22 protein-coding genes and 1 pseudogene are annotated in these 25528 nt (G+C 44.9%); 14 read left to right on the top strand and 9 right to left on the bottom strand.

Annotation, left to right across the window (positions count from 1 at the left end; all coding sequences use genetic code 11):
• Window positions 1-22: 22 nt before the first annotated feature.
• Both CDZ87_RS13135 and CDZ87_RS13130 read left to right on the top strand, forming a co-directional pair.
• Entirely contained in the window at window positions 23-3718 is a 3696-nt protein-coding gene (locus tag CDZ87_RS13135; protein WP_100753953.1) for an RHS repeat domain-containing protein, read from the top strand.
• Window positions 3708-4838 carry an RHS repeat-associated core domain-containing protein gene (locus CDZ87_RS13130; protein WP_100753952.1) on the top strand — a complete coding sequence of 377 codons (1131 nt, stop codon included), beginning with the start codon at window positions 3708-3710 and terminating at the stop codon, window positions 4836-4838. Before CDZ87_RS13135 ends, CDZ87_RS13130 begins: the two co-directional genes overlap by 11 nt.
• Window positions 4839-4899: 61 nt before the next feature.
• Here CDZ87_RS13130 and CDZ87_RS13125 read toward each other — a convergent pair whose 3' ends face one another.
• Window positions 4900-5526 (bottom strand): LysE family translocator, encoded by a 627-nt coding sequence (locus tag CDZ87_RS13125; protein ID WP_100753951.1) that lies wholly within the window; start codon window positions 5524-5526, stop codon window positions 4900-4902.
• 187 nt (window positions 5527-5713) lie between these two features.
• On the opposite strand from CDZ87_RS13125, the gene CDZ87_RS13120 reads away from it, so the two are divergent.
• Window positions 5714-7195, top strand: coding sequence for a carboxypeptidase M32 (locus tag CDZ87_RS13120; protein ID WP_100753950.1), 1482 nt, complete (start codon window positions 5714-5716; stop codon window positions 7193-7195).
• Window positions 7196-7314: 119 nt separating this feature from the next.
• On the opposite strand, the gene CDZ87_RS13115 is transcribed toward CDZ87_RS13120, so the two are convergent.
• The gene (locus CDZ87_RS13115) at window positions 7315-7986 is read right to left on the bottom strand and encodes a type 1 glutamine amidotransferase domain-containing protein (RefSeq protein WP_100753949.1); all 672 of its coding nucleotides are present in this window, start codon (window positions 7984-7986) and stop codon (window positions 7315-7317) included.
• A 114-nt stretch (window positions 7987-8100) separates the two neighbouring features.
• On the opposite strand from CDZ87_RS13115, the gene CDZ87_RS13110 reads away from it, so the two are divergent.
• A complete protein-coding gene (locus CDZ87_RS13110; protein WP_100753948.1) occupies window positions 8101-8985 on the top strand; it encodes a LysR family transcriptional regulator in 885 nt (294 codons plus the stop codon).
• Between the two features lie 47 nt (window positions 8986-9032).
• On the opposite strand, the gene CDZ87_RS13105 is transcribed toward CDZ87_RS13110, so the two are convergent.
• From CDZ87_RS13105 to CDZ87_RS13095, 3 genes are all read right to left on the bottom strand, one after another.
• Window positions 9033-9254 (bottom strand): VF530 family protein, encoded by a 222-nt coding sequence (locus CDZ87_RS13105; protein ID WP_100753947.1) that lies wholly within the window; start codon window positions 9252-9254, stop codon window positions 9033-9035.
• 282 nt (window positions 9255-9536) lie between these two features.
• Window positions 9537-10184 carry an isochorismatase family protein gene (locus tag CDZ87_RS13100; protein WP_100753946.1) on the bottom strand — a complete coding sequence of 216 codons (648 nt, stop codon included), beginning with the start codon at window positions 10182-10184 and terminating at the stop codon, window positions 9537-9539.
• 17 nt (window positions 10185-10201) lie between these two features.
• The gene (locus CDZ87_RS13095; RefSeq protein WP_100753945.1) at window positions 10202-10915 is read right to left on the bottom strand and encodes an NUDIX hydrolase; all 714 of its coding nucleotides are present in this window, start codon (window positions 10913-10915) and stop codon (window positions 10202-10204) included.
• Window positions 10916-11180: 265 nt separating this feature from the next.
• Between CDZ87_RS13095 and pncB the strand changes: the two genes are divergently transcribed.
• Both pncB and CDZ87_RS13085 read left to right on the top strand, forming a co-directional pair.
• The gene (gene pncB, locus CDZ87_RS13090; protein ID WP_100753944.1) at window positions 11181-12425 is read left to right on the top strand and encodes a nicotinate phosphoribosyltransferase; all 1245 of its coding nucleotides are present in this window, start codon (window positions 11181-11183) and stop codon (window positions 12423-12425) included.
• A 251-nt stretch (window positions 12426-12676) separates the two neighbouring features.
• On the top strand, window positions 12677-14017 hold the full coding sequence (locus tag CDZ87_RS13085) for an MATE family efflux transporter (RefSeq protein ID WP_100753943.1): 1341 nt from the start codon (window positions 12677-12679) through the stop codon (window positions 14015-14017).
• Here CDZ87_RS13085 and CDZ87_RS13080 read toward each other — a convergent pair.
• The gene (locus CDZ87_RS13080) at window positions 14009-15022 is read right to left on the bottom strand and encodes a substrate-binding domain-containing protein (RefSeq protein WP_100753942.1); all 1014 of its coding nucleotides are present in this window, start codon (window positions 15020-15022) and stop codon (window positions 14009-14011) included. The genes CDZ87_RS13085 and CDZ87_RS13080 overlap by 9 nt on opposite strands.
• A gap of 251 nt (window positions 15023-15273) precedes the next feature.
• Here CDZ87_RS13080 and CDZ87_RS13075 point away from each other — a divergent pair, with 251 nt between their 5' ends.
• Complete coding sequence (locus CDZ87_RS13075) at window positions 15274-16191, top strand: aminoimidazole riboside kinase (protein WP_100753941.1); 918 nt, start codon at window positions 15274-15276, stop codon at window positions 16189-16191.
• 156 nt (window positions 16192-16347) lie between these two features.
• Here CDZ87_RS13075 and CDZ87_RS13070 read toward each other — a convergent pair whose 3' ends face one another.
• Window positions 16348-17985, bottom strand: a complete 1638-nt coding sequence (locus CDZ87_RS13070) for a glycoside hydrolase family 32 protein (protein ID WP_100753940.1) — start codon at window positions 17983-17985, stop codon at window positions 16348-16350.
• A 154-nt stretch (window positions 17986-18139) separates the two neighbouring features.
• Entirely contained in the window at window positions 18140-19129 is a 990-nt protein-coding gene (locus CDZ87_RS13065) for a LacI family DNA-binding transcriptional regulator (RefSeq protein WP_100753939.1), read from the bottom strand.
• 232 nt (window positions 19130-19361) lie between these two features.
• Here CDZ87_RS13065 and CDZ87_RS13060 point away from each other — a divergent pair, with 232 nt between their 5' ends.
• The 7 genes from CDZ87_RS13060 (at window position 19362) to CDZ87_RS13030 (ending at window position 25133) form a co-directional block, all read left to right on the top strand.
• Window positions 19362-20801, top strand: coding sequence for a sucrose-specific PTS transporter subunit IIBC (locus tag CDZ87_RS13060; protein WP_100753938.1), 1440 nt, complete (start codon window positions 19362-19364; stop codon window positions 20799-20801).
• 380 nt (window positions 20802-21181) lie between these two features.
• The gene (locus CDZ87_RS13055; protein ID WP_100753937.1) at window positions 21182-21688 is read left to right on the top strand and encodes a helix-turn-helix domain-containing protein; all 507 of its coding nucleotides are present in this window, start codon (window positions 21182-21184) and stop codon (window positions 21686-21688) included.
• Between the two features lie 73 nt (window positions 21689-21761).
• The gene (locus tag CDZ87_RS13050) at window positions 21762-21995 is read left to right on the top strand and encodes a hypothetical protein (protein WP_157806472.1); all 234 of its coding nucleotides are present in this window, start codon (window positions 21762-21764) and stop codon (window positions 21993-21995) included.
• Between the two features lie 3 nt (window positions 21996-21998).
• Window positions 21999-22631: a queuosine precursor transporter gene (locus tag CDZ87_RS13045; protein ID WP_100753935.1), complete on the top strand. Its 633-nt coding sequence runs from the start codon at window positions 21999-22001 to the stop codon at window positions 22629-22631.
• Window positions 22609-23334: a metallophosphoesterase family protein gene (locus CDZ87_RS13040; protein ID WP_100753934.1), complete on the top strand. Its 726-nt coding sequence runs from the start codon at window positions 22609-22611 to the stop codon at window positions 23332-23334. Before CDZ87_RS13045 ends, CDZ87_RS13040 begins: the two co-directional genes overlap by 23 nt.
• Window positions 23331-23837 carry a DUF2165 family protein gene (locus CDZ87_RS13035; protein ID WP_100753933.1) on the top strand — a complete coding sequence of 169 codons (507 nt, stop codon included), beginning with the start codon at window positions 23331-23333 and terminating at the stop codon, window positions 23835-23837. The genes CDZ87_RS13040 and CDZ87_RS13035 overlap by 4 nt, the downstream gene beginning before the upstream one ends.
• A gap of 294 nt (window positions 23838-24131) precedes the next feature.
• Window positions 24132-25133 (top strand): metal-dependent hydrolase, encoded by a 1002-nt coding sequence (locus CDZ87_RS13030; protein ID WP_100753932.1) that lies wholly within the window; start codon window positions 24132-24134, stop codon window positions 25131-25133.
• Between the two features lie 2 nt (window positions 25134-25135).
• Here the strand turns inward: CDZ87_RS13030 and CDZ87_RS13025 are convergent.
• Window positions 25136-25330: pseudogene (locus CDZ87_RS13025) on the bottom strand (alpha/beta fold hydrolase); the annotation flags it as partial.
• Window positions 25331-25528 lie beyond the last annotated feature (198 nt).

Below are 25528 nucleotides of genomic sequence, written 5' to 3'. Positions count from 1 at the left end.
TTCTTCTTTTAAAGGATAAAACATGTCTGACTGGACTTCAAATGCATTTAACTTCGACAGTTATTGCTCAGGTGGCGTCGATCAAAGAACGCTAAGCTATTCTTATCAAATTTTACTCGGCTCGTTACTTGGTAACTGGTTAAAAGGGCCGAACTTAGATATTTCGATTCAGTTTTCACCCTACAGTAGAGAGAATCTCGGCTTTGGCCAAGGCTGGACGTTGAATCTTCCTCGCTATGATATCGAGAAAAAACAGCTGCACCTTGCCAATGGGCAATCGTATCGCGCAGAATTGGCTCCAAATGATCAGCTCAACATTCGTTATAAAAAATTATTAGACTTCACGGTTTCAACAAACTCTAATGGTTACCAAATTACCTATCGCAATGGTCGTAAAGACATTTTAGATAGAGAGGGCTATATCAATAAAATCATCCAAAACGATGGTCATGCGCTGAATTTCAAGTGGCTTGATATCGGCGATGGTAAACGCCTAACTAAAGTGTGGGACGATAGAGGCTCTCAAACTTCACCATTACTAGAAATTGAATACCAAAGCACTTCCAGAGTCACTATCTCTACCAATGTGGGAATGATTCATCAAGCCGATTTCTGGCTAACCTTATCTAATGAAAAATTGGTTCAGTTCCACCTGGCTGAAGGCGTTGGCAGTTATGACTTTGTTTATAAATCAATCGGCAACTTTAATCTGATCGAAACAGTCACTCATCCATGTGGATTGCAAGAGCGGATCACCTATGTCGCCGAGGGAATTCGAGTTGAGGCTTACACCTACTTACCTGCGGTGACGCAACATGAGGTACTTACGCGTAACTCACCTATTATCTCCACTCAATATGCCTGCGTCGGAGAAGGTGACCACAACTTTATGGGCTATGGTGTATTGGGGGGAGATTTAGCAGAAGGCCTCGATAATCTATTAGAGAGAGGGCGTACATACACTTACCAAGTTAGCAAAATAGAGAATGGTGGGATAGAAACTAAACAAACCTACAACCAGTTCCATTTACTGATTGAAGAAGAACGCATTGTTAACGGTAAAACAACCTATTGTAAAAAGCTCGGATATCCTGCGCTCGATAACACATCATTTGACGATCAACCTGCTCAATACGCATTAATCAATACAGAACAACAGACATGGCAAATGGATAATGACAGCCATACACAGATTCGAGTCTGGGACTATGACAGGTATGGAAATATGCTGTTATTTACTGACGAAAACAACATCACCGAACAGTATCAATATTATGCGCCCGACGGTGAAATCGGTTGCCCTGCCTCTCCGTCTGGTATGGCCAACTTTGTAAAATCGAGAACACTAACTAATGGCACGGACGACACACGCCAAATTTCTTACCAATACACCACGATTACGGGAGCAAACCAATATGATAATGTCGTATTAAGCGTCGAAGATGCCCACCAGCGCTATCAAAGTCATTATCACTATCATACTGAAAGTAGCCAAATACACTCGTTGGGCCGACTGGCTTCAATCCAAAATGACATTCTTCATCAAACCGATCGCTACTCTACCACTACCAGCTATCAATATGTATTGAACAGTGAAACAATTGAAGAGCATCAACAATTAGTCTGTCACGACAACAGCCAAACTAACTTAGTCATTGGCCACTACCTCGACATTGGCGAACTATCACATCACATCGACGCAGATGGCATTCGCAGTTCAATTCAATATGATTCTTTACGCCGTATCACTCAAGAAAGCATTGAAGGCAGTGCTTCACGTTTTTATCAATACACGATTAACACTGGTGATGCGCGTCAGATAATGAGCCTGACAGATTGTAAGGGTAATCAATGCGAACAAAGCTGGGATGGCCAAGGGCGGGAGCTCAATGCCAAGATAGATAACACGTTAGTCTGGCAGAAAGAGTACGATGAGCTAGGTCGACTTAAAAGCAAAAGTACCTTCGATACCCTTCCTGATGTCAATGACCGCAAAATATCCGTAATACAGACCGAAAGCTATCAATATGATGATTGGGGACAACTAAAGGCCACCATACTTGCTAACGGATGTCGTCAGATTGCATTTAACAACCTCGCCACTCGACAAAAAACACAAGGCATTGAAGGGCTAGAAGTCACGGTCAGTACCTTGAATAACTGGGGGCTAGAAGAGCGCAAACAACAAGGTAGCCAAAGCTGGCTCTATCAATACGACAATTGGGGGCGATTGGTACAAGAAACGAACCCTCTCAATCAATCTACTCACTACTCATATGACCACTTTGATCGCGTCATTAACGTCACGCAAGCTAATCAAGTGTCGCAACAAATTACATATGCTGCGCACACTGAACAATCACAAGTGACAAAGGTCAAAATTGGCGAACAACTTGTCGGTTCGCGCGATGTGGATGGCCTAGGGCGCCCCCTCTCGCTTTACCGTGGTTCAAGCCCCCAACCCTCTCTAGAATGGACATATAGTGACGGCAGCAATATACCAGAGTCTGAATCAAGCCTATCATCACCATTGAGAACCTTTACCAGAGATACTCAGTTAGGCGAACTAAGTAGCAAAGCCTGTGGTGGTCAAAGCGCCGAATATCGCTATGATAAAATCTCAGGATTGCCTAGCGAAAGCTTTGATAACAGTGGCAGTCAAAGCAGTATTACTTATAACCTAACGGGCTTACCAGAAACAGAGATCAACAATAACAACGTTCGACAATACACCTACTCTCCAGGCGGCGTAATTTCATCTATCCAAACAGACGACGAACACCGTCAGTATGGTTACGACGAGCTCGGTCGATTAGTTAAACTCAGTACTGCTGCTGCTACGCTCTCTTATCAATATGATCAGTTTGACCGTATCATCATCGAGCAACTGGTCTCAGCTGGCCACACTCAAATCACCGAAATTGATTGGGATAACCACAGCAGAGAAATCAATCGGGCTGTCGCGTTAAATAATCACTATATTTTTGAGCAATCACAAACTTACAACGCTCTTGGCTTGCTCGCCTCTCGTAACAAAACATGCGCAACCTTCGGTGAGGTCACCGAAAACTACACCTACGATGAGCTAAACCAACTGACCAAAGTAACCTTCCTAGGTAATGGCCCGATGAGTGATTGGAGTCAGCCTCTCACTTGCATTGAATGGGATTATGACTCGTTAGGTAATATGCAAACTCAGCGTTGCCAAACCGCTGAAGCACAAGATCTCGCCACTTTTTACTATGAGTCTGATGATCCTTGTCAGTTAACCCGGATCAGCCACACACATCCCACGCTCCCCCCATCAATTGACATCCATTACGATGCGAATGGCAATATGATTCAAGACGCAGAGGGACGGCTGCTTGAGTATGACAACTTTGATCGTTTGGCAAGCGTCAACGCAAATGGCATTGATTGGGACTACGCGTACGACAGTAATGACCGCCTCGTGCATCAGCAATCGAGTGATGAATCTCGCGATTTTGAATACCTGTGGAACGACCTTTGCTCAATGAAACACAATGGGCACGTCACAAACTTCGTCTATCATGATGGCTTACCTAAATGGTCACAGCAAGGTGACGCTATCTCTATGTTAGCTACCGATCAAAATGGCTCAGTAGTCGCAGACAACGCACCAGGGCAAACTGGCGCGGTATACCGCTACACTCCTTTCGGACAACGCGATCAAGCGGAGAATGACAATGAAGCATAACGAATCGATGTTAATTACTCCGTTAAACCGACGAGAGTTCTTAGTCAAGATAGGCCAAACGGCAGCAGTGGTTGGCGGTGTCTCTTTACTTCCTACCTCAGTTCGATTGGCGATGGCACAGTCAATGACCCGTTCACCTTATGGATTAGGGTTTAATGGCGAATGGCTCGATCCTGTTCTTGAAGGCTATCACTTAGGGCAAGGTTATCGTATCTATCAACCGAAACTGATGCGTTTCAACGCGCCCGATAGCTTAGCGCCTTTTAACCAAGGTGGACATAACGCTTACGTTTACTGCCATAACGATCCTATTAACTTTACCGACCCTAGTGGTCATCTCAATATCAGTAAAATACTGTTCGGCGTTTTTGGCGTTGTTACGAGCATTATCGGTATCGCTTTAGCAGCGCCAACTGGTGGTTCGAGTCTAGTATTGGCTGCCGGCATTATTGGTGGCCTTGCTGGCTTGACAGGTGGTGCTCTTCAAATTGCATCGGGAGTCATCGATGACGGCGACATATCACGCACATTAGATATTATCACGATTCCTTTCGATATTATTGGCATCGTTAGCGGCGGGTACTCAGCGTACAAATCGGTACAAAATCTTCGTTGGATTAAAGCAGGGGGCGCATTAGACGACGTCACTCAACCAGGCCTTGGCTCGCGGCTGTGGAATAAAATCCGTCCCTCTGGAGACTACAACTTAGAATGGGCGCGCAAAACTAATCCTGCAATGCGACTGGGGAACTCTGAAGGCCAAGTTATTGCAACAAAAATGATTCAGGGAGGAAAAACCATGACCTATACCCCTGCACCTATTCACGGCGGCTACACTAAAATTCTTCTTGGCCAGGTAAAAGTCAGGGCTCGGGGTTATACCATCTACCAAGGAATCATGACAGCGCGATCGATTGGTAGCCTTGGCTGGACGCTTGTGAAAACAATTCCTGGACGATTGGATGATGAAAAATCTTCGACTGGCAATAGCGTGATGGAAGGAAGAAGCGCCAACTCCGCGGCCAAGAAAACACAGATGTATGCATTGGAAGAAACACGTCAACGAATCAAGTATGGCAATGATATTCAACGTGTGATTCGCCAACTCCCTCTTTCATAGCCAAACTAAACAGCCAGAGCGAAAACTCTGGCTGTTTGGAATCAATGTTTAATACAGAATGTTATTCCTCAATCAGCAACTTCACGCCTAAACCCACCAACACAACACCCGTGGTCGCTTCCATGCGCTTCATAAAGGTTGAACTTTGCAATAAGTTTTTGGCCGAGTTAAGCACCCCAGCTAAACCGCACTGCCACACCATCGCAATGACAAAATGAATACTGGCCATTAAACATGACTGTAAAAAAGCTGAGCCTTCTGGATTGATGAACTGTGGTAAAAATGCAAGATAAAACACGGCCGTTTTTGGATTAAGTACATTCGACAGAAAACCTTCGCGCAGTGAACGCGTTAAGTTCAATTGACGTTGCTGGGCTTGCGTATTAACCGTACCCAACTCGCCCTGCCAAACACTCTTGAGTGTTGTTGCGCCAAGCCAAATCAAGTACGCCGCACCAACCATTTTAACTGCATTAAATAGTTCAGCCGATTGCGCTAAGATGGCCGAAATACCAATCGCAGAAAAAGTGGCATGGACAAATAACCCCAAGCAAATGCCCAAACTGGTTGTTGAACCATCGGCAAAACCACCGCGCGATGAATTGCGTAATACCAACGCAGTATCTAACCCCGGCGTTAGCGTTAAAATGGTAATGGCGATCAAAAACGCTTCAAAATTTTCTATCACAACAGCTTACTTCCCTGATTTGTTTTCACTCTTTATTGTCATACTTAGCTTAACGGGTCAATCATTTAATTACCGACACTATTATCTAACCTATTAATAAAGAGGATTAATATCGCGATTAAGCGACTTGGTGTTACCTTAATAGGTTGATAGACTCAAGGTTTTATACTGTCATGGAAGGCGAACGATGAGCGCATTCAATCAATTAAAAGCACATGCACAAAAAATCTCTCACTTTAATCACCTAGCGGCAATTTGTGGCTGGGACCAAGCCGCAGTGATGCCAGCAGGCGGAAACCAAGCGCGCAGTGAAGCGATGGCAGAGCTGTCAGTGCACCTTCACTCACTGCAAACACAACCTCAGCTCGAAGAGTGGTTTGCGCAAGCTGACCATGAGAACCTTGATGGCACTGAACAAGCCACCCTGCGAGAGCTCAAACGCCAGTGGCAACAAGCTAACTTGCTCCCCGAGTCACTCGTGCAAGCAAAATCTCTGGCGGGTTCAAAATGTGAACACGCGTGGCGCACCCAACGCGGTGACAACGATTGGCAAGGCTTTGAAAAAAACTGGGCAGAGGTGGTTAAATTATCGCAAGAAGAAGCTCAAATCCGCGCCGAGGCCAATGGGCTAACCCCTTACGACGCCATGCTTGATATCTATGAACCTGGTACCAGTTCAGCGTCTCTCGACAACATTTTTGCTGAAGTAAAAACTTGGTTGCCGGAATTGATTGACCAAGTGATCGATAAACAAGCCTCAGAGCCATTCATGACACCGCAAGGAACATTCAACAGCGAGAAACAAAAAGCCCTTGGACTAGAAGTCATGAAACTTCTTCAGTTCGATTTTAATCATGGTCGATTGGATGAGAGTGTTCACCCTTTTTGTGGCGGCGTGCCTACCGATGTGCGTATCACCACGCGTTACGACCAAAGTGAGTTTGTTCAGTCATTAATGGGCATCGTTCATGAAACTGGACATGCACGCTATGAACAAGGGCTACCAAAGTTGTTGGCGGGCCTGCCATCAGGTGAAGCTCGTTCGATGGGGATCCACGAATCACAGTCACTATTTTTTGAGATGCAAGTTGGCCGCAGCGAACCTTTTATCGCCCATCTATCCCAACTGGCAAGCAAACACTTTACCGATCATGACTCGGCGCTGTTTTCTCAGCAAAACTTCCAAAAGCTTTATACTCGAGTAAAGAAAGATTTCATCCGTGTCGATGCAGATGAGCTCACCTACCCAGCCCATGTCATTTTACGCTACGAAATCGAGCGTGATTTGATCAATGGTCATATCAAGCACACTGACGTGCCTGAATTATGGGACCAGAAAATGCGACAATACCTTGGCTTGTCAACCGAAGGCAACTTCAAAAATGGCTGCATGCAAGACATTCATTGGACTGATGGCGCGTTTGGTTACTTCCCAAGTTACACCTTGGGCGCGATGTATGCGGCGCAATTTATGGCTGCAATGAAACAAAGCGTCGATGTGGATGGGGCTATTCAAAGTGGCGACTTAACCCCAATCTTCACTTGGTTGTCGGACAACATTTGGTGCAAAGGAAGTTTACTAACTACCGACGAATTGGTGAAATCGGCAACTGGGGAAACACTTAATGCGCAGCATTTTCAGGATCATTTGAAAAATCGCTACTTGTAATCAACACTAGCGAAAAGTGACGACGTTCTTGTCAGACAAAAAAGGTCACATAAATATGTGACCTTCTGATAACGTTTGGAGCGCAAAAGTAACGATTTGCGCTCTTGGTACTGATGAGATTACGCCAACAGCTCAACCAACGCTTTACCTACGCCGTGAGCACTGGCTGGGTTTTGACCAGTAATAACTCGCTCATCGACAATGACAAGCTCTTGCCAAGGCTGAACCTTAGTGTATTGAGCCGCGCTGCGTGCCAGAGACTCTTCCAACAGGAAAGGTATATCGCTGATGGTACCGAAATCCACTTCTTCTTCGCGGGTGAATCCTGTCACTGACTTTGACGCAAGTAGCTTGTCGCCAGTGCTCAACGTAATCGGTAACAGAGCGCTTGGGCCATGGCATACCGACGCAATCACACCGCCATTTTCATAATGATTGGCCGAAATTTGCGCAAACTCTTCATTAGTCGCAAGATCAGACAACAAACCGAAACCACCAGGATAGAAAATAGCATCGTACCCTTCACCATTCACTTGAGAAACCGGAATAGTATTATTGATGCGGTTTAGGAAGCCTTCATCTGCAAGAATATCGGCATTGACCGTGTCCCCTTCCATATCGGTTCCATACAATGGCGCTTTGCCACCTTGGATCGAAGCGATGTCATAGTCGTAACCTGCGGTAATCAGTTCATTCAGAACATGGGTCAGTTCAGGAGCGAAGGTGCCGTTCGCTTGGTCAGTGTTACCGAGCGTTGCATGGTTGGTCACAACTATAAGTATTTTCTTCATGATTTATTCCTTTGGTCGGGTGTTATTTGACTCTAACCATACTAATTAAAAACCAAACGAGTGATAATACCTTTCATTAGCAAAACATTATCTCTATATAGCAAAGATAAAAATATGGACAGTTTTGAAGGTATCAATGAATTTGTTGCTGTTGCCGAGGCTCATGGCTTCTCCGCGGCAGCAAAGCAGCTTGGCTGCAGTACAAGTCACGTGAGTCGACAAGTGACAAGATTAGAAGAAAGAGTAGGTACGCAATTGCTGGCTCGCTCAACCCGCATGGTCAACCTCACTGAAGCCGGGCATCATTACTACCAACAGTGTAAAGAGTTGATCATGGCGCTAAAACAAGCCAATGAACAGCTAACTTCCCAGCAGACTCAGCTCAGTGGCATCTTACGCGTCAGTGCCGCTGGTGCGTTTGCCGAGAATCATGTTGCCCCTGCACTCATGACGTTTGCCAAAGATCACCCAAACTTAACCATAGAAATGAGTTTTAACACTCGAATGGTTAACTTCATCGAAGACGGTTTTGATTTCGCCATTCGCTATGGTCAACTCAACGATTCTGGTTTGATCGCAAGAAAATTAATCGAACGCCCTATGGCCGCAGTTGCATGCCAACACTATCTCGATCAATTTGGTACGCCAACTCATCCAGAACACCTAAAACATCACAGCTGTATTATCGCTAATAATGATCTTTGGGTGTTTGACAAAGACCAAAAACCGCTTAGTGGTGTGAAAGTATATGGTAGGTGGCGCAGCAACAACGCCAATGCGGTTGTACAAGCGTGTAAAGAAGGCTTAGGCGTCGCTTACATGCCCAAAAGCACTTTTGTCGAGGAGCTCAAAACGGGGGAGCTAGTTCCGGTACTTGAACCCTACTGGGGGAAAGGGTCTAGCAGTTGGATCGTGTATCAAAATCGAAGGTTTCTACCACAAAGAGCAAAACTCGCGATTGAGTTCTTATTGAATTACTTCGCCAATTGGCAAGAGTAAATGAGCTTATCGAACATACTAAACTTATCCCCCCTAGAGTGCGCTTTTTACTGACAAAAGGTTTGCATATAGAGTGCTTCAACCTTCGCGCGCGCCCATGGAGTGCGGCGTAAAAACTTCAATGAAGACTTAACGGATGGATTGTTATAAAAGCAATTCACCTTTATTTCTGCATCCAGTCCTTTCCAACCGTAGTGCTCTTGTAAGCGCACTAGTATTTGTTCTAATTTGAGTCCGTGCAAAGGGTTATTGGGTTGCTGCTGGCTCATATGAGTCTCTTCTTAACGTCACCGAGTTATTGATAATCGGCAGTGTAACAGAACCAAGAGAGTGAATTTATAGTTTTGTTTGCACCGATTAAAGAAAATGGCTCAGCCAAACGTCAAGTACTAGGGTCTGTTGACCTTTCGAGCTGATTTTTGCAGCACGTTGTGGGAAATTTATACAAGGCACCAGCTATGACGTGTGGTTACTCTACATAAAAAGCTGATATGATTTCTGCCCGACGATGCGTTGAGCTAGGCTCCATTAAAAAAACAAAAAACCGGAGGCTAGCGTAATGCCTCGGCATTTTCGACAATTACAGCGCCCTTTTGCTCTAGTTCGGCGACAACGGCTTGAGTATTGTCAGCAAACACTGCTCGAGTCGATGCAAGGTTAAGCACGACGTTAAAATCCGCATCAAGCAACTGTTCAACCGATTTTTTAACACAGAAATCAAGCGCAAGCCCACCAACAATGACGGTCTCAATCTGGTGTGCGCGCAAAAACTCAATCCCACCTGTCGAAAGTGTATCAGCCTGATCATGGTAAAACGCGCCGTAAGGATGGGCGTCAGGATCAATGCCTTTATTGAGTTGAAAGTCATAGTCACGAATCGCAGGTAGACCCGGAAGTAGCTCAACGCCAGGCGTACCGACCACGCAATGAGGGTTCCACTTAATATCGACTTCTGGCAGACCAACAGGTTGCAACATTTGATCAGGCGATGTGGCCTCCCAAGCCGCGCCCGGCGGGTGCATATCCCGTGAAACTAATTTTAGACTGGCCATAGTGTGGTTGCGTTTTAGTTGTTCAACGATCTCTAACGCACCTGCTACTGGCAGTTCATTGGGACACAACTCACTAAACCCTTTCTGTGGGTCAACATCAATAGAAGCGGTTTTGCTTCGGTCAAGAACTAAGGTTGGTATTGGCATTATCTACTCCTTTGCTGTTAACGCAGACAAGTCTGAAAGTAACTCACCCGTTTTTCGGCCAAACGGTAAACCTGTGCCGGCTTTCCCCCTTTGCCTTTGTTGGTTGAAGCAAGTTTGTTTGCACTGACAATCACGCCGGTTTCAATCAGGCGACGCTTGACGGTCATGCGATTGACTTCAACGCCAAATTTTGCGTAAGCCGCAATAATATCGGAGACGAGAAACTCTGGCTCAAGCGCAAAAAGCGCCACCGAAGTATATTCAATTGCCGCCCTGAGCTTTGTCCATGCCAATTTAATTAACTCTGCATGGTCGAAGGCAAGCTCAACCTGATCACAAAGTATCTGTTTAAGTTCAAACCAACGCAGCTGTTGTTGGCACAGACCACAGTTGTCGATTTGATCGATGTTGGCGCGATTGAGTAAGGCATAGTGAGCGATGGACACACTCCAACCGTCTGGATCGCGTTTGGGGTTGCCGTCAACCATTGGTTCACTGATGTAATTAGGATAGGTGTGAATTTTTTGACGACAAATCCGTCTGCGTGCGGCATCAAAATCTTGGTCGGCGGGTTGTCCACCTTGGTTCACAAAATCGTGCTCGAACACAAACCCACCCGGGATCGACCACATACCACAATGCGGTCTTTGCGGGTTGCTGCGCTTAATCAGCAAAACTTCCAGACCTTGCTCTGCGAGTCGAAGACAAATCATGTCGATCGTGACGATCATTTATTGCTCTCTTCTTGCTAACGTGTGACCTACTTTATCATTGCCTTAGCCAAGGTCAAATAGAAAGTAACTATTTGTGATTAACCTTATTATTAAGCTAGGATTCATTGTTTTATATACTATGATCAATAGAGTTAATAGTAAGCATAAAGCTTAAACGAAGCATTTTTTTGCACATCCAGTTAGTAACATAGTTTGACAAACCAAATGGCATTACTTAAAGTTTGATCTATTGATTGCCTGTAAATGTAATAGGACTGGCTTGATGACTGCCGTGCTTTTTAATGACCGTATTATCCAAAGCGCACTTGATCTGGATGTGTATAAGATCAATATGATGTTTGGCGCGTTTAAGCTTTATCCGCGTACGCAGGTTCGTTACGAGCTAATCGTGAGGTCAGACGAATGCTTGGCGGTATTAGCCGAACACGTCGAGGCTGAGATTACCCAGCTTGAAGAATATCGTTTTAGTGACCATGACATTCGCTACTTAAACCAACAAGCCGATTATCTTGATGCGGATTTCTTGAATTACTTAGCTGAGTTTCGCTTTAAACCTCGTGAGCAAGTGACCGTAACCACCACAGATAGTGGCCAGTTACGTGTTTCTATCCAAGGCCTTTGGCATCAAACCATTCTTTACGAAACCATGGTGATGAGCATCATTTCTGAGGTGCGCAGTCGCCGCTTTTGGGCTGATATTTCATCTTCTCATTTTGCCAATGTGCTTGAACGTAAAATCACTCATTTAACAGCACAGTTAGCTCAGCGTGGAATCGACCATTTTCAGTTTTCTGAAATGGGTAGCCGACGCCGATTCAGTGCTCAGGTGCAGCGTGAAGTGGTCAACTACCTACGCCATAATGTGCCCGACCTACTCTCTGGCACCAGTAACTATCACCTAGCGCGAGAGTTTAACTTAACGCCGATTGGTACTGTGGCGCACGAATGGTTTATGGCCCACCAGCAACTGGTTGATATTCGCGACTCACAAAAGGCCGCGCTTGATCATTGGCAAACTCTATTTGATGGCAAACTAGGTATCGCCTTGACCGACACCATCGGTATTGAAGCCTTTCTAAAAGATTTTACTTTTGAACGAGCCGCGCCTTATGCTGGCGTACGTCACGATTCAGGCTGCCCATTCACTTGGGGTGACAAAATCATCGCCCATTATCAATCGCTCGGTATTGATCCAACCTCTAAAGTACTCATTTTTACTGATGGCCTTAATTTTGACCGAGCGCTAGATATTGCAGAATACTTTGCAGGTAAAGCGAAGGTAAGCTTCGGTATCGGAACCTTTCTTGCCAATGACATGGGCGACTGGACGGTTAATGGCGTGACGTATCAACCGCTCTCTATGGTAGTGAAAATGACACGCTGCAGTGGTGGCCCGGTGGCAAAAATAAGTGATGAGCCAGAAAAAGCGATGTGTGAAGACGAAGCGTTTCTGACCCAGCTCAAACAGCAGTTTGGTTTGCTACCCAGTTTCGACATCGCGAGCTAGCAGCCACCTCTCAACTAGAACTCAACATCCAGAGTACTCCACGCAAACTTGTCGCTCAGCCGTTTTAGTAAAACTCATCAATCGCGCCACAGCCTCAAAGACTTTTAAGCTGTTGTGTGAGTAAGATAGATTTGAATAAGGCCTCACATCAATCTCCTATCACTTGAACTCATGCCAATGTGGCATAAATGTCACTTGAACACCAGAGAGAGAAACCTTACCTTTATGTGATAATGATCACGAGGCAAACTATGAAGAAAATTCTCTCACTCGCCGTTCCGTTAATTATCTCGCAGATGATCTCAATGGCGTTAGTTCTAACCGACGTTTGGATGATGTCACGCCTGAGTGTGTCTGCTCTTGCCGCAGGTGGCTTGGGTGCCTCTATCTACTCTTTTGTTTTTATCATTGCGGGTAGCAGCGTCGGCTGCGTCGCTAACTTAGTCGCCATCGCCTATGGTCAGCGTGTAGCGCGCCCCGAGTTCGGCAATCAACAAATTCGCCTTGCGATTAAAGGCGCCGTTTTACTGTCTTTTATCCTGAGTGTGATTCTAAGCCTCTGCTTTGCGTTTGTGCCACAGTTGCTGGCTGCGACACAACAACCGAGCGAACTGGTTGCACCTGCGATGGAGTATGTCAACGCTTTGAAATGGGCCATGTTGCCTTCTCTATTGCTGTTAGTATTGCGAGGATTGACCAGCGCTTTTGGCAATGTTCGCTCCATCATGGTGATGTCACTTCTGACGGTCACGCTTAATGTTCCGATTAGCTACGTACTCGCATTTAGCCTAGATTTAGGTCTGGCTGGGCTTGGCGCTGGCACCGCATTGGCAGCGTTGATCGTCACCATGGGTTACGGCGCATGGGTGTTTAAACGTCCGGAATATCTCTCTTTTGCCCCTTGGCACAACCGCGAGGAGTATTCTTGGTCTTTGTTGACGCCACTGCTCGCGATGGGACTGCCTATTGCAATGGCAGCGCTACTTGAACATGGTTTGATTTATGGCGGCACATTGATGGCGGGTACGATCAGTATCGCTGCGCTCGCGCTGCATCAGATTTTACTGCAATGTTTAAGCTTTACTTGGAATATTAATTTCGGTTTCTCACAAGCGGCGGCTATTTTGGTCGGGCAAGATTTTGGGGCCGAAAACTATCAGGGAATTAAGCAAACCGCACTTCGCAGCTTCGCTATTACCACACTGCTGAGTGTTGTTCTTGCTGGTGGTTTCATCTTATGGCCAGAGGTGATCGCAAACTTTTTCAACCTCGATAGTGAACTCAGTGCACTGCTCAATCTCGTTTTGTGGGTTGTTGCTCTCTCGTTTATTGTTGATGCTTGGCAGTTGCTAGCGATTAACCTATTACGTGGGATGAGGATTGTAATAAGACCAACACTATTAACCGCCATCGGTTATTGGCTGTTTGGTTTGCCTGCCGCTTGGTTACTGATGCCCGGCTACCAACTCACGGGCATCTGGGCAGGAATTGGGATTGGTCTCGGCGTTACGGGAGTCTTGCTGTTAATACAGTTATTAATAGCTATCCGTAAGCAGCGCAGTGGCAATTTGGTTAGTGTGGCATCACACTGACTGCACGCGACGTCTAAAATGGACTTTTGCCGGCAGAACCCGTGTTTCCGATCGACGATCCGGCGCTTGAATTAACGCTCTGCTCGTCTCAAACAGTGTCTGGGCAATAAGCTGACAGTCCTGCTCGACCGAGTGAATGTGGAAAGGTAGACAATCTAAAATGTCATAGTTGTCAAAGGTTGCAAGGCGAATGTCCGCTTGCAGCATGTTGTGCTCCGTGAGATAACGCAATACCCCTTCAAGCAAAGAATAAGACGCAGTGAAAATCGCTTGGGGCGGTCTAGCTAATTCTTGGAACGCCTGATCCAGCATTTGATAGCCCGATTGCGGCTGATAATCTTGGCTAAAGACATGAGCCGCTTTAAACTCTAAACCCGCGCCTTTCAATCCAGCTTGGTAACCAGTGAAGCGATCAATACTCGGTGACAACTCAAATTGCCCACCAATATAAATACACTCGTCGACGCCCTGAACAAGCTGTTCCACCACCTGTTGAGTTGCAGCGGCAGCGTCGGTTGTCACACTGGATAATGTCGTTCCTTTTATCACTCGGTCAAACAGAATGACTGGTGTATTTTGCCCTATTTGCTCTAAATAGCTTGGTTCGGTCATCGAACTGGCAACCAATAGTAGGTCGACTTGTCTCGCGATTAAGCTCTGGATCGCCGCCATTTCCGTCTCAAGATCGTCATCCGATGAAGCAATTAACAGTTGATATCCCGCCGCACGACAATAAGTCTCAAGGTGTTTCGCAATGGTCGCAAAACCCATGTTAGTCAAATCTGGGATAACTAAACCTGCGGTGTAGGTTTGTTTAGACTTCAACGCCCGAGCGTAACTACTGGGCGAGTAGTTATTCGCCTTCGCAATAGCTTGCACTTTATTGACGGTCTGTTCATTAATGCGATGTTTTTGGGCATGACCGTTGAGCACAAAACTAACCGTAGACTTGGAAACACCTGCAAGCTCTGCGATATCTGCTAGCTTAACCTTTTTTATTGTCATTCTTTTCCTGCGTTAACCGCTCGTTATTTGAGTAATGATGGCGTTGCTCTTCTGCCTTATTCTACTGCCATTAGGCAAGAATTCTAATGCTTTAAAAACTCAATAGCGCGTCCGCTGCAAACCACATCAAAAAGATCGCTTTGGATCACAACTTGTCGCTCACTCAGAGATTATAGCGTCGATTTAGTAGCTAGCTAAACCGTTTTAGCTCTATAATTAGCGCATCGTCATTAAACATTAGAGGCAACCACATGAACAAAGTTTGGGTTACTGGCGACGCAGTCGTCGACTTAATTCCACAGTCACCATCAACTTATTTAAAATGTCCGGGGGGTGCGCCAGCAAATGTTGCGGTCGCAGTCGCAAGGCTCAATGGGCAGAGCGCCTTTTTTGGTCGTGTGGGGCAAGACCCACTTGGGCGCTTCATGCAACAAACTCTGCGTGAAGAAAACGTCGATACACAGTTTATGTTACTCGACGACGCGCAGCGCACTTCGACAGTGATCGTTGATTTAGATGATAGAGGTGAACGCAGTTTTACTTTCATGGTTAAACCCAGCGCTGATCAATTTTTGCTTGAACAAGATATTCCACCTTTTAAAACTGGTCAGTGGCTACATGTCTGTTCAATCGCACTGGCTAATGAGCCGAGCCGTAGCACGACACTCGAAGCCATGCGTCGCATCAAATCAGTGGGCGGTTATGTCAGCTTTGACCCAAATCTGCGTGAAGAAGTCTGGGCTGAGCCACAGCTATTAAAGTCAGTTGTGCATCAAGCGATTAAACTGGCTGATGTGGTTAAGTTTTCTGACGATGAACTGATGTACCTTACTGATACTCAATCATTAAACGCTGGCCTTTCGGCTATCAAGCAGTACCGCAACACCTTAGTGCTTGTCACTCAAGGAGCCAAAGGCGCATGGGTTGTGTACAACAACACTCAGCGCCTGATCGCTGGCCAACCTGTCAAGCCGGTTGATACCACTGGTGCAGGCGATGCCTTTGTTGGCGGCTTGCTGGCGCAATTGTCTCAATACGACGACTGGAAAAACGACGTAACAATCGAATTGGCCGTTCAATGGGCTAACGGCTGCGGTGCGTTAGCGACCACACAAAAAGGCGCAATGACAGCACTGCCAACTCAAGCTGAACTTAAGGCTTATATTTAACCACTCAGATAGCAAAAGCCCCACAAATAATCTGGGGCTCATTGACGCCGAGTTGGTGGCAAAGGTGTGCTATTTCTTGCCATTGTGAAGCTTTAATTGACTAAGTTTGAGTCAATTAAAGCGGTCTTTTGCCATCAGCCCCTTTCCCTCTTAAAGTCACACCACTGGCAAAAAAAATGGCTCAGTGGATTTATTGATGGCTCGGATTTGAGCAACTCTTGGTACACCTATCAATGCAATCCCTGTTGAAGATGGTTCAACAAATACTCTCGAGGTCATGACCGCTTCTCCCCCATTGACAAACACTTCTATTGATGATGTATCGGCCAAGATACGCAGTTGAATACGATCGCTGGTCAAAGGCAATTCACGTAATTTGTCACCCGTTCTGTTTAACGTTTGTGAGCGATCTAAAACTAAAAGCCGCTGTTTGACTTGTGCTTCTAGGGTAAGCTGTTGATTTTCTCCGGCAAACAGACAAAGTTTATCACCCCACTCTAGCTCAATGGTCATATCAAATGCGTTGTTCGCTAATCGGTGACGTTTCTCGCTGAGCAAAATCGTTTGGGCTGGTTGGTATAACTGCTCTATCTCCTTTGCAGGCCATTGAATAAGCTTACCTCGCGTTAAGGTTAGCTCCCGCATCGCGGTAAGTTGGTGTAACCAACCACTTTCTACTGACGGCTGGTCGATTTCATCTGGTAACCCCATCCAGGCACACATTATCCGTCGTCCATCTGGCGTCAATAACGTCTGAGGAGCATAAAAGTCAAAACCATGATCGAGATGCTCAAACTCCGTCAGGCTAAAGTGAGTATCATTATCCCACTTAGCCTTAGCAATGCCATTGTGATGAGGAACATGATGGTGCTTTGAAGGAGAGTCAATACCTTGAGGACCAATGACAACCATGGTTTGCCCGCCCAGTTCGAACATATCTGGGCACTCCCACATATAGCCAAACGCCCCAAATTCATCGCCATATAGGCCATCAAACTGCCATTGATGTAAATCATCTGAGCGATATACGGCCAGACGACCATTGAGTTCAGAGGTTTGAGCACCGAGTAGCATCATCCACTGGTCATGGTTTCGTAGCACTTTTGGATCGCGAATGTGCGCCGTTACTCCTAAAGGAGGACCATCAATCACCGGACCAAGTTTGGTAAACTGACGACCATCGGTTGATGTCGCTAAACATTGAGTGGTGTGTCGCTCTCTCTGCTGACCAATACGTACATTGCCAGTATAAAATAGCATCAGTTCACCATTATGACTCAGCGCATGACCGGAAAAAACACCATGAGAGTCAAACCAATCTGATGGTGTCAACGCCACTGACTGCCAATGCCAATTAACTAAATCTAAACTGGTTAAGTGCACCCAATGTTTATCTTTGTGCTCGCATGCGTATGGATACCATTGGTAGAAAAGATGGTACTCACCATTATGGTAGATAAAACCATTCGGATCATTTAGGAGGCCTTGCGGTGGAGAAACATGCCAGTTAGGTCGGTACGGGCACGTCTGCGCTGGTAAACAAGGAGCCATATGCTCTCGCTGTTGAGATTCAATAAGACGCCCGATCGATAACAGTTCATCAGCCCCAACGGTATTGGGCCGAATAAAAGTGACCTGATCCTCACCTAGTACATTCTCAAGTAATACAATCAATTCACTATCGCTGACTAAGCGGTGATCTCGCACTGTAAAAATCAACGTGTCTTGCGGCGCTAATACGCGCTGAATATTGCTTATACCACCACAGATAGAAATATATCGTTCAACAGACATTACCACTCACCTAAAAAGTTGGGAACGTTTGCAAAATACTCTATCTGTTTTACAACTACAAGCTAAAACCGCATCCTGCTCTTTAATCTCGCGATAAAACCAACAAAAAAAACTGACACAGTGGTCAGGGTTTCACTCAACTTGAAAGGAGTACTCAGCAAGTCTCGCGGTTAATATTTTGGAAGGTAAGAACGACTTTACTCATCACAGCAGGAGTACCATCAATGAGGTCCAACAGTATCTTAGCCGCACTTTCTCCCGCTTTATCAAAGGCATAGTTAAATGTAGAAAGCCCTGGCGAGTTGATATAACCGAGTTCATCATTACCCACTCCCAACACTTTAACGCCTTGTCCAACATCAATATTCGCATCTTTGAGGGCTTTGATCGCCCCGACCGCGATTCTATCTGTGGCACAAAACACACCGTCTACTTGCGGGTAATCTTCAAGTAGACGCCTCATGTTGGAATAACCCGACTCGATACTGAATTCACCATGACAATGGAATAGTAGATCGCACTCCCCTTCCATTTCTAACGCCTGTATAAGACCTTCAGAGCGAAGCTTATCGACGGCTAAATCTTCGTCGTTGACACCAATAAAGCCAATCTGACGACATCCAGCCGCCAACAAACGATTACCCGCTTCAAAACCGACTCTTAAGTCATCATGTACAATACTGGGGATGTTAAACAACGACCCATCTTGGCCAACCAAGACGACTGGGGCTTGAGATTGATTAATGGCTTTGACTAATGCTCTGTCAATATGCGTCGCATATAAGACAATTCCTTCAACACGCTTTTGATTAAACAGTTGAATATATTGGATTTCTTTTTCATCTGATTGCTGAGTACTGGCGAGGAGCACTTGTTTGTTAGCGTGCTCAAAGATTCGACTTAGGCCATCGACACCTTGCGCTGTTGCGTGCGACGAAACTCGTGGAACGATGACTCCAACCAAATTGGTTTTTTGTGATTTAAGATCCTTGGCAACTTGGTTGAGCACATAGCCCACTTCCTCTACCGCCTTCATCACTTTGACTTTGGTCGCCTTTTTAACCCCATATTCATCGTTGATAACGCGAGAAACGGTTGATTTTGACACGCCTGCCAATTTAGCCACATCGTGTAAACTAGCCATAGTAGACTCATGATAAGTGATTGGGATTGTTTGCAAAAATAGCATATCCCTCAACAAAATCCACTTAGCTCAAACGGTTTAGCAAAAAAGATTAGCCGATCCATCTCACATAATTTCCCACTATTCTTTGACTGAATAGCAAGGTTGGCTAAAAATCAACCTTGCAAACGTTCCCAATAAAATAAGAGCGTTAATCGTCTAACATAATGAAACCTAACAACTGGGGTTTGGAATGAACTATCCAATAATTGCAAAAGAGCTGCTAGCGCTGCTTGGAGGTAAAGATAACCTTCAAGCGCTTGCCCACTGTGCGACACGTTTACGTCTAGCGCTTAAAGATGACAGTATTGTCGATGAAGATGCGATCGGCGATCTAGACGGTGTTAAAGGCCAATTTAAAGTGGCAGGTCAATATCAGATTATTTTTGGTTCTGGCATCGTCAATCAAGTTTATGCCGAAATGGCAAAGCTGACTGGCATGAGTGACATGTCGACTAACGATGTCGCAAGCGCTGGAGCACAAAAACAAAACATAGTCCAACGCGCGGTGAAAGGTCTGTCTGATATTTTCGTCCCTATCATCCCTGCGATCGTTGCCGGTGGTCTGTTAATGGGTATCTTTAACCTATTAACCGCGCAAGGCTTATTTATTGACGGTCAATCGCTCATCGAGGCAAATCCCGGCCTAGCCGACCTCGCAAGTATGATTAACACTTTTGCAAACGCACCTTTTGTCTACTTGCCTGTACTACTGGCGTTCTCAGCCAGTAAAAAATTTGGTGGTAATCCGTTCCTAGGAGCAGCACTGGGTATGTTAATGGTTCATCCAGACTTACTTAATGGCTGGGGATTTGGTGGCGCAAGCGTTGCGGGCACTATTCCAACCTGGAACATTTTCGGTTTTGAGATCCAGAAAGTCGGTTATCAAGGATCAGTTCTGCCAGTACTCGTGTCTGCTTTCATCTTAGCGAAAGTCGAAAATGGTCTGCGTAGGTTTATCCCTTCAGTGCTCGATAACCTGCTTACCCCAATGTTGGCAATTTTTATCGCAGGCTTTCTCACTTTTACGCTAGTAGGCCCTATTACTCGTGATATCGGTTTCCTACTTGGCGACGGCTTGAGCTGGTTGTATGACTCAGCAGGCTTTGTTGGTGGTGCGCTGTTTGGCTTTATCTACGCCCCTTTCGTGATCACTGGCATGCACCATAGTTTTATTGCTATCGAAACACAGCTATTGGCTGATATCGCTGTCACGGGCGGGACGTTTATCTTCCCGATTGCAGCGATGTCGAACGTTGCTCAAGGTGCTGCTGCTCTCGCGGTTGCTTTTACCACCAAAGACACTAAGCTAAAAGGGATTGCAATGCCTTCCGGAATCACTGCCCTACTTGGTATCACTGAACCTGCAATGTTCGGAGTTAACTTAAAACTTCGTTATCCATTTATTGCCGCTATCATTGGCGCGGCTTCAGCGAGTGCATTTATCACCCTGTTTAATGTTAAAGCCCAAGCGCTCGGCGCAGCAGGTCTACCTGGTGTGATTTCCATCACGCCAGACAAAATTGCCTATTATGTCGCTGGCATGGCGATTTCATTCGCTGTCGCGTTTGGCCTAACCCTAGTATTAGGTGCTCGTGAACGAGTGAAAGCGAGTAAAGCGGCGACTGCATAACGGCACAGAAAAACTCCCCCGTCGAAACATCGTTTTGACTCCTGCCTCACCTTTTGGGTGGGGCTTTTTTACCTTCTCCAGGTAAAGTCTCAAAATCAAGCCAGAAACCCATTAACAAGGAAAAATAAACAAAAAAACCCGCTAAAGAGCGGGTCACTGGTACAACTAAAACCAATAAATTGACAAGAATATAATTAAACCCCGATTTAAGGAAAGTAAACCTAATACGATCAATTAACTAAAAACTATGGATTATTAGTTTAAAAACATTTAGATTCTCGGGGTACAAAAGAAACTTACACATCACATTAAAATAAATCAAAGAAATTTATTTTAATGAAACACAACCATGAATCATGTCACGTTTAATTGGCTATTAGATGATAGATAAGATAATAAAACTTATAACTGAAAGTAAGCATGACACAGGTGGTATCAAACTCCTTTCTCAGGAAATGGGCATAAAGTACAGCACCCTTTACAGTCTGTATTCTGGCAAGAACAATAACCCCACCATTGAAACTGTTGGAAAGATTTGTGATTACTACAACATCACCTTTTCAGATCTCTCCGATGCAACAGAAGTCAAGCATCGTTTTGACACCCTGAACGCAGAAATCATCGCACTTTCTCAACGTCATGATATTGATATATTTGTTACAAATAATGGCTTAATTGATAGTTTACCCAAATGTAGCCAGTTGATTTTTGAAAAATTTGTCTCACCTCTAAAAAACAAAAATCACTATATTTGCACCACAGAATCAGATGACATTGCATTAAGAAAAGCGATTAAAGAAGACGATAAGGTCATACTAATATCTTCAAATAGAATTATTCACAGCAATGACAAACCAATAATGCAACTTAAGAATGTTAAAATTTAAGTTATTTAAAATTAGAAAGAAAGAATCTCAACTTTATTCTATCGATGGATTGGTTGGCTTTATTGATAAAGAAATGTTTAGGCACGCCCACATCGATAAACACGACATCAAGCTTCATCAAGGTAAGTATTTCATCTCAGACAAACGCATTCATACAATAAATATTAAGGAAAAGACCATAGAAATGGAAGTTTCCGATATTCTTGTTACGGTAACGATGAAAAGTCTACTTCGTCCTGCGATCAGGCAGAAGCTAAAAATCAGTAACGAAAACTTTGTCGCTATTTACCGTCAAATGGAGCAATAAATAATGAACGTACTAGAAAAAGCGACCATGCTTGCAACTCTTGGGCTGTTCTGCTTTCTAACCGCATCGAATATGGCCTCTGCCAAAGCGGTCGAGTTCTTTGGTATCCATCTTACGGCTGGTTTTTTTACTTATCCTTTCGTTTATCTGTTCTCTTCTGTGATTATGGCGACGCGTCCACCTGACGTCTATTTCAAGTGCATTACTTTTGCCTATTTCGCTTATCTGTCGTTCATCAGCCTTATGTACATTGCGGCAACCTTACCGGGTGTCAACGCGGAATCGAATTACAACCAGAGCTTTGATCTCGTCTACAACCTTAGTAACTACCGAGTTTACTTGGCATCACTTTGCGCCTACTTCGTCTCTATGCTCTCGTTTGGCGTGCTATTTAATTCTCTCAAAATTGACAGTGTTGCCACCAAAATCACTCTGGCTACGTTTTTTGTCGCGCTGGCCGATGTGAATCTGTTTCTCTTGTTGGCTTTCTGGGGGGTTAAAGATAGCAATCTACTCTTCGATATTATGTTTTGGGCCAGCATAAAAAAATTGGTTGCACAGCTTATATTGCTTGGACCAACCATTTTAGTCATTAATCTGATCAGGAACCGAAATGAGTACTGTGTTTCAAATTAGCGATTGTCATTTAAGTGATAAGTCTAGTTTTTATAACCTTAACAAAGCACTAATTCACGCAAATGCGGATGAGAGTTGTGACACGATATTGCTGACTGGCGATATCTGTTGTAATCCGAAGCCAGGTGATTACAACAAGCTGCTGATTTTTATTGCCCGTCAAATCGAGAACAAACAAGTGTTCGCAATCGCTGGTAACCACGATGACCTTGCTTTAATGAAAACAGAGCTCAAAGGATCGTTGATTCGCGTCGTCGATAAATGCCGAATTGCCGGGCGCAACTTTATTTTCCTCGATTCCAGTCATAAAAACATCGACTCAAGACACCCGCTTGGCTCAGGCAGGGTCGACAACCGCGGTATCGCCCATCTAAAAAAACAGGTCCGTAAAATGACGCAACCTATTGTTGTTGTTCATCATCCGGTCATCCGTGTTGGCTCCGAATGGATGCAAGCCATCTGTTTGGAGAACGACCACAAAATATTCAATATTCTTAAACGTTCAGGTGTCACAGACGTGATTTGTGGTCACGGTCATGACTACATTACCTGTACCAAAGAGGGGGTAACGCAATATATGGCACCAGCGACCTCTTATGGGTTTGATCATTCAATTGCACAATACAACAGAAATGATCATATCGGCATGAACAAAATTACGCTTTCAAAACAAACAATAACTGTAAATAAGGTTGTACTATGAGGTTAAACTTGGTTCTTGATATTTCAAAAGCCGTCATCGCGATGTATGTGGGTTTGTTCTGCGTACTGGTTAGCTATAACAATATAATTGACTACAATACCAACTTCCAATTTGTAGAACATGTTCTAGCAATGGATCAAATGAAGTCATTCTTCACCGGTGACAACTTGTACGGACGTGCGATCACCTCTCCAACGCTTCACTCTATGTTTTACCATTTGATTATCGCCCTTGAGTTTTTAGCCGGTGCTTTGTGTGTAATCGGTGCCGTTATTATGTTTTTCAGACGTGAAAGCGTAGGATTTTCCAAAGGTCAGGCTTTTTATGTGTTGGGAGCGACTGTCGCACTGGGGGTTTGGTACTTCGGTTTCGGCGTGATCGGGGCTGAATGGTTTTCTATGTGGGCCAATTCGTGGAACGGTCAAATGAAGGCCTATACTTTTGCTATCTTCATCATATTGACTTTGATTTACGTCTTAATACCTAGGCCAAACAACGACTAAAAACAGTATGTTGCAATAAAAAACCTGCCAATTTGGCAGTTTTTTTTTAGACTAAAGCAGTGCGTTTATCGCGTGACCTAAATCGCGCAATGCAGCGCTAAACTTCTCAGACACCTGAGCAACAATAGCGTCGACTGCACCTGCGATGTCACGGCGATTTGATGGAAACTTAGAAAGCTGTACGGCTTCTCGATCACCTTTAAGGTGCGGCGTTCACTAGCATTACTGGCATTTGGGGTGGTGAAGCTCATCGAATCATCTACTATTAATTAATACATAATCAAAGAGTTAATGATGGACCCACTAACGCAAGGTGTACTGGGCGCCTCCCTCTCTCTATCGGCGAGCAAAAAGCAGCACTTACTCGCCGCAGGTTTTTTGGGGCTAGTCGCTGGAATAGCACCCGATCTGGATGTATTGATTCGGTCTGAAAGTGATCCTTTACTCTTCTTAGAGTTCCACCGACAGTTTACCCATTCACTCTTTTTTATCCCTTTTGGCAGTTTCTTATGTGCTCTGGTCTTATACCCGCTATTTGGCAAAAAGCTCCAGCTATCATTTCAAAAAAGCTGGCTTTATAGCGCACTTGGTTATAGTACTCATGCATTGTTAGATGCTTGTACCTCTTATGGTACCCAGCTGTTTTGGCCTTTAACCAATGAGCGTTACGCCTGGAATGTTGTGTCCGTTATTGATCCAGCCTTCACCCTCCCGATATTGATATTGCTCGTCTTCGCAATGCTCAAACGAAACGCTTGGCTAGCACGTATTGCCGTTATTTGGGCGTTAACTTATCCCACGCTTGGCATGATTCAAAGAGACAAAGCTGAAGCGGTAGGATGGCAACTCGCGAAAGAACGACAACACATACCAATTCGATTAGAAACCAAGCCGACTTTCGCGAATATTTTGGTTTGGAAGGTCATTTACGAAACGGAGGAGGAGTACCATGTTGATGCCATTCGAGTGGCTGGTTCAGTTAAAACCTATCCCGGAGAGACCATCGCAAAGCTAAACCTAGGCCGGGATTTTCCGTGGCTCGACCTTAATTCACAACAAGGCAAAGACATTGAACGTTTCAGTCAGTTTTCAAACGGCTTTCTAGCGAGAGCCCCCGACGACGAGCTCAATATTATAGATGTACGATATTCAATGGTACCAAATCAGTTCAATGCATTATGGAGCGTCAAGCTGTCACCATCAGCGAGTGCCTACGACCATGTCGAATACGTAACACACCGTGACAATAGTTCAGAATCGAGACAGATCTTTTCCGACATGCTGTTTGATTTTTAGCCAAGCTTGCTGTCTAAGCTCCAACCGTGAATGAAGATCAGCGCCGTACCCCCACTCCCACTTTTGCCATACGCGATTTGCTAACCATCGTGAGATATCGCGACACCGTACTTAACTGTTGAATCATGGGCCATGGCATTCAAGCTACCAAGCGCCATGAGTACCAAGAGTGTGATGTTTATAATTAAACGTTTCATAGTGTTTCTCTACTTACTTTGGAGGGAATACAGCCAGCGCCCCTCTCAATCAATGTAGTCACTATAAAGCGTGAAGCTGTAGATGGGTCAATAGTAATTTAGATAAAGAACTCTTATATTGTATGGTTATACCAACTCATTTCTGCCCCAAAACGTGCTGAACTCAATAGAAGTAAATTCCCTCTAAACGAACGTTTG

The organism is Vibrio salilacus (assembly GCF_002811245.1).
Classification (GTDB): Bacteria; Pseudomonadota; Gammaproteobacteria; order Enterobacterales; family Vibrionaceae; genus Vibrio; species Vibrio salilacus.
The sequence above is the reverse complement of the archived record's forward strand: the minus strand, read 5'-3'. Positions and strand labels throughout refer to the sequence as shown.

What these genes read in the sequence shown, in the direction of transcription:
- CDZ87_RS13110 (WP_100753948.1), top strand. Translation starts at nt 8,101, where the DNA reads ATGGACAGTTTTGAAGGTATCAATGAATTTGTTGCTGTTGCCGAGGCT.
- CDZ87_RS13050 (WP_157806472.1), top strand. Translation starts at nt 21,762, where the DNA reads ATGTTTAGGCACGCCCACATCGATAAACACGACATCAAGCTTCATCAA.
- CDZ87_RS13120 (WP_100753950.1), top strand. Translation starts at nt 5,714, where the DNA reads ATGAGCGCATTCAATCAATTAAAAGCACATGCACAAAAAATCTCTCAC.
- CDZ87_RS13070 (WP_100753940.1), bottom strand. Translation starts at nt 17,985, where the DNA reads ATGTCTGTTGAACGATATATTTCTATCTGTGGTGGTATAAGCAATATT.
- CDZ87_RS13030 (WP_100753932.1), top strand. Translation starts at nt 24,132, where the DNA reads ATGGACCCACTAACGCAAGGTGTACTGGGCGCCTCCCTCTCTCTATCG.
- CDZ87_RS13105 (WP_100753947.1), bottom strand. Translation starts at nt 9,254, where the DNA reads ATGAGCCAGCAGCAACCCAATAACCCTTTGCACGGACTCAAATTAGAA.
- CDZ87_RS13095 (WP_100753945.1), bottom strand. Translation starts at nt 10,915, where the DNA reads ATGATCGTCACGATCGACATGATTTGTCTTCGACTCGCAGAGCAAGGT.
- CDZ87_RS13035 (WP_100753933.1), top strand. Translation starts at nt 23,331, where the DNA reads ATGAGGTTAAACTTGGTTCTTGATATTTCAAAAGCCGTCATCGCGATG.
- CDZ87_RS13075 (WP_100753941.1), top strand. Translation starts at nt 15,274, where the DNA reads ATGAACAAAGTTTGGGTTACTGGCGACGCAGTCGTCGACTTAATTCCA.
- CDZ87_RS13040 (WP_100753934.1), top strand. Translation starts at nt 22,609, where the DNA reads ATGAGTACTGTGTTTCAAATTAGCGATTGTCATTTAAGTGATAAGTCT.
- CDZ87_RS13130 (WP_100753952.1), top strand. Translation starts at nt 3,708, where the DNA reads ATGAAGCATAACGAATCGATGTTAATTACTCCGTTAAACCGACGAGAG.
- CDZ87_RS13135 (WP_100753953.1), top strand. Translation starts at nt 23, where the DNA reads ATGTCTGACTGGACTTCAAATGCATTTAACTTCGACAGTTATTGCTCA.
- CDZ87_RS13060 (WP_100753938.1), top strand. Translation starts at nt 19,362, where the DNA reads ATGAACTATCCAATAATTGCAAAAGAGCTGCTAGCGCTGCTTGGAGGT.
- CDZ87_RS13100 (WP_100753946.1), bottom strand. Translation starts at nt 10,184, where the DNA reads ATGCCAATACCAACCTTAGTTCTTGACCGAAGCAAAACCGCTTCTATT.
- CDZ87_RS13055 (WP_100753937.1), top strand. Translation starts at nt 21,182, where the DNA reads ATGATAGATAAGATAATAAAACTTATAACTGAAAGTAAGCATGACACA.
- CDZ87_RS13045 (WP_100753935.1), top strand. Translation starts at nt 21,999, where the DNA reads ATGAACGTACTAGAAAAAGCGACCATGCTTGCAACTCTTGGGCTGTTC.
- CDZ87_RS13065 (WP_100753939.1), bottom strand. Translation starts at nt 19,129, where the DNA reads ATGGCTAGTTTACACGATGTGGCTAAATTGGCAGGCGTGTCAAAATCA.
- CDZ87_RS13115 (WP_100753949.1), bottom strand. Translation starts at nt 7,986, where the DNA reads ATGAAGAAAATACTTATAGTTGTGACCAACCATGCAACGCTCGGTAAC.
- CDZ87_RS13085 (WP_100753943.1), top strand. Translation starts at nt 12,677, where the DNA reads ATGAAGAAAATTCTCTCACTCGCCGTTCCGTTAATTATCTCGCAGATG.
- pncB (WP_100753944.1), top strand. Translation starts at nt 11,181, where the DNA reads ATGACTGCCGTGCTTTTTAATGACCGTATTATCCAAAGCGCACTTGAT.
- CDZ87_RS13080 (WP_100753942.1), bottom strand. Translation starts at nt 15,022, where the DNA reads ATGACAATAAAAAAGGTTAAGCTAGCAGATATCGCAGAGCTTGCAGGT.